A 16,667-nucleotide genomic window follows, 5' to 3' on the forward strand; every position below is an offset into this window, starting at 1 on the left:
TCTGAAGTGAAAGGAATATTCCCCGCTGTGCCATTTCCAAGTTCAATCCCTATACTTGCTACAAAAAATAAAGACATTGAAGGCCACGCAGCCATTCAATGTCTTTATGCATAACGAATCTCTATCTTGTATCAGAGATCATATTTGATTCTTGATGATGAAACAGCTGTGTTGCTCTCCCGCTCTTTTCTAGCTCGATGACAGACTCTGACTGAACTTGAAACGGTTCTTGCACAGACACATACCAACGATTTCGATACGTAAAATCCACTAAGCTGAGATAATGACCGTGGCCCGCTCCAGTATCGATACCCACTTTCCCGTTACCTATCCAAATTTCCCAAGGTGGCACCTTGAACCGAAACGTGGAAGTATGACCGAATACAACGGTATAGTTTGGATCAGCCGGGCTCGTTAAGAAAGGCTCACACAGGGAGAGTATTATTACTTCCCTGTCCAGTATGAGCGTCTAAATCAAATTGTACTTAAACAGTTGATCCGGGTGTGTACTTTTAGCAATAGTTTCATTTCATGTAGCGATATTCGAGTAGATCCTTCAAATTTGTGATTTTCTGCAGCAGTTTCTCCCCGACATTGGTTTCTCTCACCAGCTTCCTCGCCAGTTCTTTGTCCACCAATCTTTTTATAGATAACACGTCCGTTCCGTTACATAATACATCTTCTTTTGAATTAAATTTCTGATGGGCGACGAGCTGCATACCAAAGGAGTTATACAACAAGGTATATCCGGCGATGCCCGTTGTGGATTGATAAGCTTTGGAAAAACCTCCGTCAATGACGACCATTTTCCCGTTTGCTTTGACGGGGCTCTCCCCACGAATTTCTTTCACTGGCGTGTGGCCGTTAATGATATGCCCATGATCCGGATTCAAACCAAACTCCAGCAGGATTTTCCGGCAGATCTCCTCATTTTCACGTAAATGGTAGTAGGGATTCTTTCTCTCCTTATGTGCTTCTTTATCTTGGATAAAATACCGTTCAAAAGTGGTCATTTCTCTCTTTCCAAAGAGCGAGGAACATTCCCCTGTCCAGATGTACCATACCATATCCGTCGCCAGATCTTCTGTCTCTTCCGGATGCGCAAAGGCGTAACGCAAATAATTTTCAAGAACATCAAGCAGCTGACGGCCCGAATACGTCTTGTCTTCAATCTGCATTTCTTCCATGTTTCCTTCTTCATCCAAAGGAATACAGCCGTGGATTAACAAATTCCCGTTATATTTTAAATAAAGGCTGCCCTTTTTCATGAGAAAATTCATATGTCTGGCCAGCTTTTCGGAATGCTGAACGGAGAACAGCAGCTTTTCCATCACTTCCTGTTCTTCCTCCAGCAATTGTGCAGGCTGCTGCGGATTTACGGTAGCGAAACAGGTGTTTTCCAGCAGGTACGTTTTACCGCAGATTTTGATTTCATTTTTGTCGTAATCAATCTGCTCCAGCAATAGCCTCTCAGGCATATTAAAGTATGGGCGTCGCTTGATAATCGGGATTTCAAGTTTAAATTGGATCATGGCAATGGCTTGGTGAATTTTGGTGATCTGCAGAATTTCCTGCTCCGATACGTTGTGGCCAGCCTGCAGCTTAGGTCTGAAGGACGGATTGTCTTCATAGTATTTCTCCGCCAAGTTTAGCAGTGGTCGCAGATTGATTCCGTATACATCTTCAATGATGTCCAGATTGTCGTATCTGGCGCAGATCCGGATAATATTCGCTAGGCAGACCAGAGAACCCGCATAGGCACCGATCCAGAGGACATCATGGTTCCCCCACTGAATGTCTACAGAATGGTAGTTGATTAGCGTATCCATAATTTTATCGGGGTCCGGCCCCCGATCATAGATATCTCCAACCACATGAAGATGGTCAACCACCAGGCGCTGGGTCGTATAAGCAAGGCCGATAATGAGCTTGTCCGCCTGCCCCAAGGATATAATTTGCCGATATATTTCCTCGTAATAAGGATCCTTATTGTTGGTCGAATCCGTCTTGTATAGAAGCTCTTCTACAATATATACATACTGCTCTGGCAGAGCTTTACGCAATTTCGAGCGCGTATACTTGGAAGAGGCATAAGAAATAAGCTTAAGCATGTGTTCAATCGTTAATCTATACCACTGGTTCAAAGCCTGCTTATTGCTCAGTTCCCCTATAACCAGCTTTATTTTTTCTTCCGGATAATAAACGAGCGCCGCAAAATCATTGATTTCTTGATCCGTCCAAACCTCCCGGAATAATTCTTTGATTTTCTCTTTAACGGTACCCGAACCGTTTCTTAGTACATGCTGAAAAGCCTGGAACTCCCCATGCAAATCACTGACAAAATGCTCGGTTCCCTTCGGGAGATTGGAGATCGCTTCAAGGTTGATGATCTCTGTTATGATTTTTTCTTCCGTATCATATTTCTGTGCCAATAAATCTAGAAACTGCTCATCCAAAACAGATGTCCCCTTTCAAGGAAGTATGGTGATTATTAAGCATTGCCTTCCCCTATCGTACTCCAGTTCCTCATATTTGAACAAATTTCATTGAACGGATGTATTTTGGAGTTGCTCATTTAAGCCCACCGAATCATCTAATATCCCGCTTTTCATGTATTATGATACTTAATAAAGTTTTAAGTGCATGCGCTTAATATTTAGATATACATCTAATCGTTAATCCGACTACGTTCTTGTCCAATTCGGCAATCGGTCCAAGTTTTGTCCTTTGCTCGGTACAAGAACTTGGACCGACAACATAAAAAAGCCGCTAAATTAGCGACTTCAATGGGAATAGGTTCTTGTCCCTCAGCATTCCAGGCAGATCAGTATGGAAGATCAAGCACTCAGCTCCAAAAATATTGCATCCTCCGATACCCGACATCCCATACTTTTTCGTTCCCTTCAATGGTAATCTTCAGTTTGCTCCCCGGCTCGAGAGGAATCTTGAATATCAATGGGAATAGTTCAGGATCACTCCGCTGATCTTCTCCAGAGCCGCTCATTATCTCGCTTCCATCGAGGGTAACTCGGATACTTCCGGAATAATCTGTTGGTTCAGGGATGCCGTAATAAAAAGAGAAAATCGTCTCCCCCTCAGACGTATACGTATACGTTATAGAATCGCCTCCAGCACCGTACATGTTATAGAGAGGCTTTACATTCTGATCGCCTATTTTGATGCTGCCCGGCTTGTCTCCAGGTGATGAACTCCCCGAACTGTCCACCCATTCGTTGATCGCCACAAACGGGCCTTCTACTTTTGTTGCTGCTTTATCGATCACCCCGAATAATCCCCATACGACTAGTAAAAGAACCATACCGGAAATAGCCGTTGTCGCCAGATTGCGCCAGAGGTTCCTGGAACGGAAACCAAGTTTGTACGCCCCAAAACCGACGGCTGCTCCTATCGTATTCTGAATGGCATCGTTTATATCGAAGCTGCCAAGTAAAGTAAGGGCCTGGATGGTTTCCAGCACAAGAATGGCTATAAAGAACAAGGTCATGAACCGGGCAAAGGTGATCCGGTACAACCATGGAATCAATATACCGAAAGGGATAAAGGCGGCAATGTTACCGAGATCCACCAAAGTCATGAGGCTGGGATGCAGGAGATCAGATAGAGCCGGCAGCCTGAAGAAGCTTTCGGGCAAAAAAAGAAAGGTGTAGCCAGCTGTTGTCTCTGCAGCATCTCCTCTACCGAAGGCGAAGAACATAAAATAAAGAATAAACAATGTGTAGAATATGGTTATGGTTAAAATAATCTTACGTGGTTTGGTCATGATTGACTCCTTTGCCGGATGCATTTATTAACTGGGCTCATTGCCCCATCAATCTTAGCACATATCATAATTAAACCGCTCATCAGTACTGCTTACGGCATCAGGTGATGAAAACATTTTGAACTTGCAAGTGCCGTTTAGACATTATACAAATGCACTCTCCTGTTGTATCAGATACCTGCCATAGCATAATTGTGGCGGACTAAAATCAATTAGAGATATGCCTAATCGGTAATCTAGCGTCAGCATTTGAGCAACTAAAGGGATATAGAAACAGCGGCATTGTAGGACACAAATATCCTGGAATGCCGCTGTATGATTCATACTATAAACGCTCCCCCGCCAGTATAACAATGCATCATCTCAACAGTTCCCGAAGGAGCTAATGTACAATGAGGACTGGGCAACTTGATAATTGTGAAACCTTGTGACTTACACTTCCAAGCATCATTTCTTTAATGCCCCTTAGCCCACGACTTCCGATAATAATAAGTTGCTGCTCGGTATCCCTTGCATAATTCAATATTTCATGCCCAGGGTCTCCCTTAAGATGAACCGTTTTCGGGTTAATCCCCGCTGACTTTAATTTAGATTTGGCTTGGTGCAGCTGTTCCAAACTCGCTTTCTCCATTTCGTTCAGTACGTCTTCCAAAAAATTCTCTGGTACAAATGTCATCCCGCTGGACACATAATCCTGGCTGACATTAACCAAGGTCACTTGAGTTTGTTTATTTTGGGCTATTTCAACGGTTGCATCAAGGAGTTTGTTCGTTATTTCAGCTTTGTCAATAGCCACCATAATTTTGTCAAACATCGTTATCATCCTTTCCGTGGCAGCTCGTAACTATTTCGGCTACCCACAACACGATTACTTGCTGCTCCCATACCAACTATAAATAGTAACACGGAAGCCCCAAGAAGAATGAAAAGTGGCAGGTGCCAACTATTTGTTGCATCATGCAGATATCCTATAAGGGCTGGACCGATTGCGGCAAGAAGATATCCGATCGATTGGGCCATGCCAGATAGTTCCGCTGCTTGATGCGCATTTTCAGTGCGTAACCCGAAAAACATCATGGCCAAACTAAAGGCGAAGCCTCCACCAATTCCGAGTATGACGATCCACAACAGAATGACATTAGAACTTCCGTAAAGAAGTCCGAGCGTCCCCATCAAAAGTAAAATGGTTGTGATGACCACTAACAAACGTTGACTAGACATACGCCCGGCAATAACAGGGACAATAAAGGTAAATGGAAGCATCGCTAACTGCATGAGCGAGAGGTACCATCCAGATTGGTTAGAGTCAATTCCTTGCTGCTTTAAAATTTCAGGCAACCATGCGATCAATACATAGAAAACCATAGACTGTATACCCATGAACAAGGTTACTTGCCAAGCAAGCGGGGATCGCCAAACATTCACATCGTTGCTGGCCATTTGTTGACTCGTCGTGGCAGTTTGTTTCGTTTGATTTCTTAATTGGGGTAACCAACAGAGGATTGATACAAAGCTTAGAATCCCCCATATACCCAATGCTCCCTGCCATTTTAGCCCTGCGTTCATGGCTAGCGGTACACTGATTCCCGATGCGATTGCTCCACATAAATTCATTGAAATGGAGTAAACTCCTGTCATGGAGCCAATTTTATTTGGGAAATCCCTTTTGATTATACTTGGCAATAATACATTACATACGGCAATAGCGAATCCAAGAACTGCTGTTCCAATAAACAGAGTAACTGCGCCAGATAATGAACGTATTACAATACCACCAGTCAGAAAGATTAGGGCAATCAAAATGATACGCTCAACCCCATACCTCCGTCCTAATTTTGGTACAAGAGGTGATAATACAGCAAAGGCAAGCAAAGGTACCGTTGTGATCAGGCCTGCTAATGTATTTGAAATATGAACGTCATCCCTTATAAAACCCACTAAAGGACCAACTGAGGTTAAGGGAGTACGTAAATTAGCTGCAATAACAATAATGCCGAGAATGATCAGCGCTACAGAGGATGGCACGAATTTTTTATTTTGTTTATTCGGCATTCTTCATTTCTCCTTCCTGAATTCTTACGTCTTATGTCTGCTTCTTGTTGGCTAAAAAACTTTGCTATAACATCCGCGCGAATAACGAAAGTATATTATAATATACTTTTAAAAACAATAATTATTTTATAACGTACTAAAATTAATTAAAAAAATACAACTCTGAATTCCCGTCATGGAATTCGGAGTTGTATTTAATAAGTGTATTTTCGATACTAGAAACCATATTTTAAGGATATATGGAGCACCGTTTCACCATTCGTATGATTGGTATAAGCGTGAGGATAATCTGCACGAAAACTGATCGTATCATATTGATTCAATGTGTGCATCTCTCCATTGACTTGTATCTCAATGGAACCAGTCATTACTGTCGCAATTTCGGTTGTATTCACATGATGACCTTCAGGGTAATACGAGCTATTTGGCTGTAAGTATGCCCGACACATTTCAATATCGTTGCTTTTAAAGACGGGTTCAATGACCCAATTTTTTTCATCATTAGAAAACCGCAATCCTTCGCCTGCGCGATACAAACTAACAGGTTTCTCTGATTGAAACAAAGACAATAGCGGCAAAGATATGCCTTTTGAAATTTTCCATATCATTGCCAAAGTTGGATTTGTATCGCCACGTTCGATATTTCCCAGAGTAAGTTTGCTTACACCCGTTAATTCCGATAAGTCGTCTAAGGTCATGTTTTTTTCTTTTCTGTACTTTTTCAAGGCACCGCCGATTTGTAATACAATTTGTTTTGACTCATCAATTTCATCCATTTGATATTCACCTCAACATAAAACTATATAGCTAGTATATTGTTTATCTAGATTCTTTTCCATACGATTCGTATTTGTTCCGTCACTAGCTTCTGCTACTATATGTGTTGAGGAAATTATTCCAACAAGAAAAAGAAACACGCTTTGCTGATACTCTCGGTCCGTAGAAGCATGGTATAGATTATGAAAGGTGGTTTAGCAATGAAGATTCTCATCGTTGGCTATTTTAGCGAGACCTCAAAATCAAATATTGCAAGGTGTTTTCCGCAAGACTGGAACGTTGTAGTTGTCCCGCCCGGAAAAGAAATGCTGCATCATATTGAAGATTGCGAGGTAATCATCCCTGAACATATTAAAGTGGATCACAGCCTGCTTTCTATCGCAAAAAATTTAAAATTGGTACAGACGGGTGCAGGATTTGATAATGTAGATGTCCCTGCCTGTACACAGCACGGCATTTGGGTGGCCAATGCTGCAGGAGTGAATGCGCAGGCAGTGGCCGAACACGTAATGGCAATGATATTGTCTTATTATAAAAACATACCGTTTCTTGATAATTTTATGAAAAACAAGATGGATGAAAATCAATTGGACTATACAGGGAGTGAATTAAAGGGCAAAACGATTGGGATAATCGGTTTGGGCGCGATCGGAAAAAAAGTAGCTGCGTTTTGCAAGGTTTTTGATATGAATGTGCTGGCTTATGCGAGAAATGCCATTGTACAATCGGACGATTTTGTGAAAATGACGGATTTCGATACGCTTGTAAGCACATCGGACATCGTCAGTGTACATATACCCTTGAATCAGCAAACCAAACAGCTCATCAACAAAGCAGCATTCAAGAAAATGAAGAATACCACTCTTTTTATCAATACAGCCCGCGGCGGGATTGTCAACGAAAGAGACTTGATTGATGCATTAAAAAACGGGGATATTGCTGGCGCATGCCTGGATGTGTTTGAAACTGAACCGCTTCCTATGGACAGTGAGCTCCGGAATCTGGGTAATGTGATACTTACTCCCCATACAGCAGGAATGCCTGATGGTCGAAAATTCCATAAAAAAAGATATGATTTCTTTATAAAGAATATAAAACGTGTAGAAAATGGTGAAGAGCCTGAAAGCAAGCTCAATCAGTTATTATAGTTGCCAGATAACAGAATCGTCTGTTTTGAAGTATATAGAGTCTGTTCTATCGAGCTGTGTCCGCCCCTAATCATCTGGTGAATAATGCCGGTCATGGAGAAATGATCCACTTTGCCGAAACAACAGAGGCTCCATTCGATAATAATCTAATCGAAAATGACACAATGTTCTTGTCCCGATACAACGATTGATAACTGTATCAAGAAATCAATGCAGTAAAAAGACACTGATATTCTATTCATCAGTGTCTTTTTTAAGGCTACTTTTTCCACCAACATCATGTTTCATCGTTGATCTCAGACTAATTCACTTTAGCCCTTTCATTTAAAGCAACTTTATTAGCGCTTCTAGCTCATCAACCAAAACTTTTGCAAGTTCAAAATTAGTATCTTTCAAAGCCAATTCTATTTTCATTTCAACTGATTTTTTCTTTTGTTCCGTTGCCAAATAGTCTTTATTAAAATGACTCGCATAAATCATCTCTCTAAATTCTTGCATACTCATTTTTCTAATCGTCTTATCGTCAATGATTAAAACATAATCCATACCATTTACAACAGAATAGAAATCATGAGAAATCATAAGAATTGCACCTTTATAGTCTTCAATGGCTTTCTCAAGTGCTATTTGTGTATAGGTGTCTAAATGGCTTGTCGGTTCATCCAGAAGTAATACGTTTGCTTTACTGGCAGAAACTTTAGCCAATTGAAGCATGTTTTTTTCTCCACCAGATAAAGAACCTATCTTTTGGTTAAGGATTTCTCCTTCAAAGCCATAGTTTGAAATATACGATCTAATCTCATCATACGTTTTAAATCCGGCATCGATGAATTCATCTAGTATTGTATTGGAATCCGTTAGCATTTCGCCTTGAAGCTGAGATAAATAGGCCACTTTAACATCAGCATTTATTTCAATTGAATCATGACTATTTTTAAAGACTTCTCGGAGTAAAGTCGTTTTCCCGGTACCGTTTGAACCGATAATGGCTACTTTATCTGCAGATTTCATCTCAAAGTTAACATTGTCTAAAAGCAACTCATCAAAGGCAACGCTATAATTGTTGACACGTACAACAGTGGTGTCTTCAATTTCATTATCCATACCAAAACTAATATTTGGTTGCTTAATATCAACAAATGGCTCCTTAATTCTACGTGCTTCCAATCTTTCTGTAAACTTTACTCTAGCCTTTAACGCTCTACCTCTAGCTGCTTCTGCGTTATAAGTTGCGATAGCTCTAAGATTATGAACGATGTTCTCGTTTCTCTCAATTTCTTCAGCTTCAGCGACTGTAATTTCTTGCAACTCAATTTTAGTCTGAAGTAATGAGAAGTTATAATCAATATATCGCCCGTCAAACTCTTGGATCTCCGTGTTTTCGAGGTGTATAATCTTGTTGAAACAATGATTTAATAGATATCGGTTGTGCGTAACAACCAGCAGCATTCCCTTGTGGGAATTAATAAGATTTTTTAGCGCATTTAGGTTTTCAAAGTCTAAAAATACATCAGGTTCGTCCATAATCATCAAGTCCGGACGACTTAGCATTTCCTTCATCACTTGAATGAGTTTGAATTCCCCGCCGCTTAAGGAGGATACGTTAAGATCTCTTAGCTTCATGAGGTTTGCCAGATTTAGCTGCTTATTAATGGTGTTTTCAAAATTATCTCCGTCCATCGAATCGAATGCGTCTAAAGCCAATTGAACCTTTTCCAGCAGCGCATCCATATCCGACGTGGTTTCCATTTCAGCATACATCGCTGTGATTTCATCTTGTATCTTGATAAATTCTTCTCCGATATATTCAAAAACGGTCATTTCTTTGGTTTTATCAACTTGCGAGAACTGACTCACATGCCCGATTCTGCAATCCGGGTCTATCTCTAACTTGCCCTCGAACAAATATCTTTCCGGATCCATCAGGATATCGATCAGTGTACTTTTCCCACTGCCACTTGTTCCGATAAAAGCGCAATGTTGTGCCTCTTCAAACGTAAATGAAATGTTTTTATACAGTTCCTTTTGTGGAAATGAGAAGGATAAGTTTTCAACTTTTATCATAGTGTTACCTTTCTTTATAACTAAAATGGTGACTATTATTAAATGTATTGTCGAACATAGACTTTTAGAGTAACACTGTTTACCACCAAGTACAATCCATTTGTAGCCCTTACCCTAACTTCGAATTTATGCTTAATCGGTAATAGGAGCATGTTTAGTCCCTCGACACTCTACAAAAAAAGCCGAATGGATCGTTCTCATCCACTCGGCTCTTAGGGTTAATTTAACAATTTTTTTGTATAACATCACTTACCGCTGTTCCACTTCCATTCATATATTCACCGCGATATTGATAAATGCCAGGTCATTCGGAAAGTGTCGGTAGATCTGGCTCCTCATTTGCAAGCAGCTCCGAATCATCGGAATGCCGTTCGAACATAATTGCGTCAGCCCTCGTATAGATCATATCGGCAGGAAGCGTGGGCGGGTCTACCGTTGTAGGCGTAACTCTGGTTAACCGAACATACTCACTGCCGTCCCCCGTAAAGTCGAACGTCCCTAGATCAACCCAACCCGATGGGCTGACCGTTGCATCGATATAGGTGACCTCGGTACCCGTCTTATGCTTCACTTCCACTTTGACATTGTTATCGTTTGCCGTCGTATGGACGAGCTTGTAGATGGAGACGGTATATTTCCCCTCTGGAAACTCGCCTTTCCACGTTGCTGATGAGCCTTGAACTGTAGAGTAACGGGACTTAACCCCAATCTTGTATCCGGCTAAATTGCTTTGGCTCCAAGACCCTTCTGTGGTGTATAACCCGGTTGTATTTGTACTGTCCACGATAACTGTTAGGTCCTTAATCGTGATGTTCAAAGGCGGCGTTGTTAAGGTCACTCCGTCCATCGTTACAGTTGCCCACACCTCAATGTGATCCGTTGCCCCATCGAGATGCAGAAGAGTCAACAATCCGCTGCTGTCCACTTCAGCCAGATCCGTACGATCTACGTAATACTGCACATTGGCCTGGGTTAGATCACCGATCAAACCGTTATCCAAATAACCGGTTACGCTCAGTTGCGCGGTTTGAGTCATCTGCAGTTCGTTCCGATCGGACAGGATCACAGCAGACTCCAATTGCGGTATCCTGTTTGGGTCCACCCACATGATTGCATCGGCAACGACTCTGGACTTGTTGGCCTTATTGGTTAGTTCCACGTACCCGCTATCGCCTGCAGCAAAAGGATAATCCCCTAGGTGCACCCAAGTACCATTCGCCGTTGTCGCATCAACAGTAACCGTATCGGAGCCTCCGCTATAATGAACGGTAAATGAGGTATTCGTTGCCCAATTTTCACTCGCAGCGGTGATTTGCGGAAGCTTGTAATACACACTATAAGTTACGCTTTCCGGGAGATCAGGCCGCCATCTCATTTTGCTTGTCGCTGTGCCAGTCGTAGATTTGGCATACACATAGTTATCGTAGTAATAGTCGTTCGCCGTGGTATCCCTTATCCAGACGCCCTCTGTCTCCGCTTCCGTATTATCCATAATGATGGATGAACCATCCTGCCAGTCCGGCTGGACTGGAGTTTCCGTTACCTGATCAGGCAGATAAAGTGTCCGCTTGCGGGTCTGTTTCCCCTCCGATTCCACGTAATACGTGAAAGTTTGGGATAAATCATCCACTCGTATCGACCATTCCATCGGGTATATCGTATCTGGGATGGTTGTATACGTAGCCCCACCATCCAATGAATAGTGGATTGTCGCTGGTTTTGTCGTTTTGGCCTGCACATAAGCATCATAGACCGTTTCGTCAGGCTTAACGATCAGCATGCCTTTAACCGCATCAATTGGACTGTGGGTATCAAAGAAATAGCTTGCATCCGATGGTTCTGCCGTTCTGACCTGATGCAGCGGCACATCAATATCGAGTCCCTCTACAATGATCGCGGTGATGCCCTTGCCTGAAACCGTGGCTTGAATAATTCCACCACTCATAACTGCTTGTTCTGGTGTACCATTGTCGCGGATGATCGTTACGGTGTAATCCTGTGCCGGGTTGAACCCAATAATTTGTTCATTCAATTCAATTGGAGTCTGAACTTCATCTGAAGATGCGTTACTTAATCCGATGTAGAATTTATCGCCGCTCTCACCCGTTATCCAATTCAATTGAGGATGATTGGTCTTAATAATCCCCTTGGGCATCCAAAGCCAAACGTCGGAATTACCATAAAATTGACCTGGTTTATTCCCATAGAGATGATATTTGAACCATAAAAAATTCGTTTCAAATACGGAAGGAAATGCAATGCTCCCGTTCGATTTCAATGATTGTTCGCTGATCAAATAATCCATCGTTTGCCCGAGCTGCCCCGGTATATGGTGATAATAGATGGATGTTGCACCGCTAGGGCCTTCCAGAGGAAAATCCGGTTCAAGTTGGCTAACGGCGAAGCCTTTATAGTAATAACCTGGATAACTGGAATATCGTCCAATCACCGCATTATGAGCAATATCCTGCAGCAGTTTATCCCCTGTATAGAGCGACAATCTCAGCATGAAAGGAGCTTCCTGAGCATTCATCCGATAATAGCCGGTTGTACTGCCTGCTTCAAACGTCAATCCGTTCGGTGAAACAAGCCAACGCTCCGCTTGAACCCCTCCGGCGATATCTTCTGGAAGCTTGAGTCTAGGATATTGAAATTTACCACTTTCCGGCCAATGGAACGACTCCGCGTAATTATATGTCTCCGGCTGAGGAATCGTAACGTTACCTTCAGGAACTGGACGAGCAACAAACATGGTTGCATACCGTTTGGCTTCCTTATAGGCAGCATTCAAGTATTTGGGATCCTGAGTTTCCTCATATAGTTCCAAAATCTCCATCCAGAGCTTGCTATAATAATAAATGAACTCATTTTTACTCACATCGACGGATGAGGGCGTATCGATATGTTGCAAGATATAACTATCGGCTGCATCCTTGGCAGCCTGCAAATACTGCGCTTCTCCCGTCATCCGATACATCATCAGAGGCTGAATGACAGGGCCCCGATCTTTCTGGTCAGGATCTCGCACGAGGTACTCTTCCTGTGCCAGCGCTCCAATTCCTGCCGAGGTGCCCATCATCTGGTTGACAGCGGCTACGCTTGAAACATCGAATGGCAGGGTAGCCATTTTCCATAACGAAGGTACGCCATATACTTTCTTCTGCGTCGGCGACCAACCGATACCATTTCGCGATACGCCATACTGGACGGACGGCAGTGCTCTCGTATCGTATAGCTGGTCATCCCCCGTTAAATAGTAAGCTCCCAAAAGAACCGCATTCGAGCTTGTTCGAACGCTATCCTCGTTTTCGATATCAATAAAGCCCTTGGCACGGCTCCACCACCCGCTGGGTGAAGGCACATAATCAACAGAGTCGTCCCCTTGCGGCTCAATCTTAAGCAGATCGATCATATTGAACATTGCGTCAGTAAGCGACTGATCTGACACATTTTCGCGGTATGCTGAATAATCGTACTCATTGCGAAGTATATCCGCGTAGGACTCATACAGATTGCTTTTTTGAGCAATTAGCCCCATATGAAATTGATAAGTGCTTTCTGCGGTCATTTGCGAATAAGTCCCTAATTGAGGCGCATACAGGATGGGCTGCACGCTGCCTTCGTTGTTGACAAGGCTCATGCCGAGCCGTTGTTTTGTAACGCCTCCCGTCGGTTCAAACTCAACCGGAAGCTCTGTCGAAGGTACAAATACCCCATACGTCAACGGATTCCCTGAACCATCATTCTTCTCAACCAGACTCATCGGAGCGCTCAGTTCCCTCAAACTTGTTGATTCTACGGTACCTACCATTTTGGCATGCGACCTGAATCCATTTAACACTTCATTGATGCCGGAGACTATCTCTGTTGTGAAGGACTGATATCCAATCACATAGTTGCCGTCGCGGCGAGGTGTAAAAGCATAGGAAACATCTGGTTTATCCCCTGCCATGGACCAGTTCACTTCAAAATCGTAATCACTCTCATGCGAGGAATCTGTTAATACCGCCGTGTGGTTGTCGGGAAAAGTGATCCCGTCAAATGTAATCCAGCGTTTGTTCATCGTATCGTAGTAATTGGTTCGGCTCCCCGCATTCCCATCCAATAAAACCCATTGCTCCTCGAGTCTTTCCGCCACAGTATTTATCGGCGTCCAGTTTCCCGTCTCCGTGTTCTTGTAGAACATGTCACGAACGATGGATTTGCCTCCATCCCATGCTGCCTCATAGAAGGTTGCCTTATAGTTATCATTTTCGATGCTGCCTTTTTCCGTGTAACTGAGATTGGTTAATGTGCGGCTCCGCAGCGGGGGCAACGGCGGTGCCTGCTGCCGGATATTTCCTTCGAACTTGACTGCATCAGCCCGAGTAATAATCGTGCCCGTTGTAGGTTGCGTTCGAGTCAGCCTGACAAATTCGCTATCATCACCACTGAACTCATACTCCCCCAAATCAACCCATCCGACCGATGGACCTGACGAAGGTCTAAGGTCCATAAACTTCACATCCGTAATCCCGTTATGAACAATCTCAATCTTCACATTACTATCTGCTTTATCCGCCCAATCCAGCTTATAGAACGATATTCTCGCCGTCCCTGCTTCCAGGCGTGGATTCCATGTGATGCTTCTATTTACGGCGTCTGTATATTTGGAGCTGGAATTATTGTAACCCTTCACTCCCGCACTTGTGCTCCAATAAGGAGCGGAAAATCCGTTATTAGCGTTGCCGGAATCAACCGTGACGACATGATCAATCGTGAGGCTCCCATCATCAATGATGATCGTCTTATGTGGCTCTTTCTGCCTTATATTCCCTTCGAACTTGACCGCATCAGCGCGCGTAAGGATCGTGTTCGTCGTACTGGTAGACCGAGTCAATCGAACGAATTCTTCACCAACTCCGGAAAAATAGTACTCTCCCAAATCAACCCATCCCGCTGGAGCGTCAACTGAAGGTCTCAGATCCATAAAGACTACATCCGTTGTTCCATTATGAACAATTTCAATTTTCACATTACTATCTGCCTTATCCGCCCAATCCAGCTTATAGAACGAAATTTTCGCCGTTCCTGCTTCCAAACGTGGATTCCATGTTATCGTTTTGCCCACAGTACTCGTATATTTGGAGCTGGAATGATCATACCCTTTTACCCCTGTGCTTGTGGTCCAATTTGGAGCCGAATATCCATTGCTCTCGTTACCCACATCAGGTGTCACAACATCATTGATCGTGATACTCCCGTCATCGATGATAATCGTCTGATAAGGTAAGGTCTCCGCATAAGCGGTCCTTATTCCGATCAGGCTGAAAGGAACTCCTATCGTCAACATGAAAACGATGAAGAAAAACAGCTTCCTTTTGACCATACAACTCACAGCCTCTCTTTTAATCATAACGCTTCCAAAATAATAGTGCCCTTTGCTCGCATGATCCTAAAAATAACAGTTTTATCCTTCTGGCAAGTCTTGCTCTGTCGTTTGTATCATAGCATGGCACATCACTGTGAAATTTCTATCATTTTAAGCATTTCTTATACGATTTTAAGCAAAAAAAGAAACCTGCATCCTAATTTGATTGCTAAATTGCAGTCAGATAGAATGTAGGTCTTCCAAGTGTAACAATCAATTATAATGGTGGCTGCACCAATAGCAGCTTCCCAAGCTGAATGACCGTTTGATCATACCAAGCTGGATGCTGCCGAACATGCTCCATACTTCTTTCATTGCCGCTTGCTTCAAACACGGCTGCTTTGTCTGTCTTCTCGTGATCGATTTCGAAGCGAACCGTATGTTTCCCATTCGGCATTTCCGGCAAGAAAACATACTGATTTCGATTATGATCGTTATAGGGTGTGAATCGATCGACAAGAAAGGGTTCTCCTCCATCCACCGACACCTTCAATCGGCCAGAATCCGGTCCCCCGATATCGAATAACCCGATGTGGGTTCCCTCGAATTGCACCGTGATCGCCTCTCCAGGATCGACAGCTCGCCATAGGCCGTTGAACAACCAATCGTACTCGCGCACTAAAGCAAAATCATCGGGTGTCGTGTAAGACCACCCTGCCGAAAAAAGAGCAAGGCGGTCCAGCGGCAGCATGGTCGCATACTCCCACGGATTAGCCGGGACCAAAGGGTCCTGCGGCAAGTGATGTTCGACCTTTCCCACACGATCTCGAAGTTCGCTCATTTTCTCAAACGAGCGGGTGATTGTATCTGTGTAAATCTGATGTCCTTCGGGGATCGTTGGATGGATCGAATCATGTGTAAAAATAACGGCACCAGGAATGGATACATCTGACTTTGAGGTAAATATAAGCTTTCCATCCGAAACCAATTGACTGACGGCTACGCCCAGATGAATCGAAGGAATGCCGTAATAGTTGGCGACTTCCTCCTGCATACGAGCTCCCTTCTGGTATTGGCCGGATTGAAATAAGGTTAAATCCCGCTCCTTAACCGTGTACACAAACAGGATATCGGTAAACCGGCTGTGCTTGCGGATCTGCCGGACAATGCCTTCGATCCGTGCCTTCGATTCGGGAACTCCCCCATCGTTTCCAACAAATTCAACGAACACGAGATCAGGCTGATGACGCAGTACATCTATCTCCAATCGGGCGCAGCCCAGGTCCGATCCTGTCCCATCAATGCCTGCATTCACAGCGCGGATATCCGCATGGGGGTATTGCCCTCGCAGCCAATCTGCCGTCATGACCCTGTATCCTTCAGAACGTGTATTACTGCCGCCGAAATAGACGATGGTTACGATTTCTCCATTTTCCAACTTTGTAATGACATTAGGTAGCCCTCTTCGAGGGAAAAATTCCTTCATCGCGAATTC

The 16,667-nt window shown here is 43.4% G+C and carries 9 protein-coding genes; 1 reads left to right on the forward strand and 8 read right to left on the reverse strand.

From position 1 onward, the window contains the following. Window positions 1–524: 524 nt before the first annotated feature. The 5 genes from AAIH57_RS06380 to AAIH57_RS06400 form a co-directional block, all read right to left on the reverse strand. Window positions 525–2,456, reverse strand: coding sequence for a fructose-1,6-bisphosphatase (locus AAIH57_RS06380; RefSeq protein ID WP_430020979.1), 1,932 nt, complete (start codon window positions 2,454–2,456; stop codon window positions 525–527). Window positions 2,457–2,845: 389 nt separating this feature from the next. Further along, window positions 2,846–3,781 (reverse strand): VanZ family protein, encoded by a 936-nt coding sequence (locus AAIH57_RS06385; protein WP_175398693.1) that lies wholly within the window; start codon window positions 3,779–3,781, stop codon window positions 2,846–2,848. Between the two features lie 382 nt (window positions 3,782–4,163). After that, on the reverse strand, window positions 4,164–4,595 hold the full coding sequence (locus tag AAIH57_RS06390; RefSeq protein ID WP_175398694.1) for a universal stress protein: 432 nt from the start codon (window positions 4,593–4,595) through the stop codon (window positions 4,164–4,166). Window positions 4,596–4,600: 5 nt separating this feature from the next. Beyond that, window positions 4,601–5,833, reverse strand: a complete 1,233-nt coding sequence (locus AAIH57_RS06395; RefSeq protein WP_430020980.1) for a CynX/NimT family MFS transporter — start codon at window positions 5,831–5,833, stop codon at window positions 4,601–4,603. A gap of 215 nt (window positions 5,834–6,048) precedes the next feature. Then, window positions 6,049–6,609: a helix-turn-helix domain-containing protein gene (locus AAIH57_RS06400; RefSeq protein ID WP_175398696.1), complete on the reverse strand. Its 561-nt coding sequence runs from the start codon at window positions 6,607–6,609 to the stop codon at window positions 6,049–6,051. Window positions 6,610–6,810: 201 nt separating this feature from the next. Here AAIH57_RS06400 and AAIH57_RS06405 point away from each other — a divergent pair, with 201 nt between their 5' ends. Next, window positions 6,811–7,758 (forward strand): NAD(P)-dependent oxidoreductase, encoded by a 948-nt coding sequence (locus tag AAIH57_RS06405; RefSeq protein WP_175398697.1) that lies wholly within the window; start codon window positions 6,811–6,813, stop codon window positions 7,756–7,758. 324 nt (window positions 7,759–8,082) lie between these two features. On the opposite strand, the gene AAIH57_RS06410 is transcribed toward AAIH57_RS06405, so the two are convergent. The 3 genes from AAIH57_RS06410 to AAIH57_RS06420 all read right to left on the reverse strand — a co-directional run bounded on the left by AAIH57_RS06410 (window position 8,083) and on the right by AAIH57_RS06420 (window position 16,658). After that, window positions 8,083–9,822, reverse strand: a complete 1,740-nt coding sequence (locus AAIH57_RS06410) for an ABC-F family ATP-binding cassette domain-containing protein (RefSeq protein WP_430020981.1) — start codon at window positions 9,820–9,822, stop codon at window positions 8,083–8,085. A gap of 304 nt (window positions 9,823–10,126) precedes the next feature. Beyond that, a complete protein-coding gene (locus AAIH57_RS06415) occupies window positions 10,127–15,190 on the reverse strand; it encodes a hypothetical protein (protein WP_430020982.1) in 5,064 nt (1,687 codons plus the stop codon). 259 nt (window positions 15,191–15,449) lie between these two features. Next, a complete protein-coding gene (locus tag AAIH57_RS06420) occupies window positions 15,450–16,658 on the reverse strand; it encodes a GDSL-type esterase/lipase family protein (protein ID WP_430020983.1) in 1,209 nt (402 codons plus the stop codon). Between the last annotated feature and the right edge of the window lie 9 nt (window positions 16,659–16,667).

It is taken from the genome of Paenibacillus sp. MABNR03, from assembly GCF_050455445.1.
GTDB classification, from domain to species: domain Bacteria; phylum Bacillota; class Bacilli; order Paenibacillales; family Paenibacillaceae; genus Paenibacillus; species Paenibacillus xylanilyticus.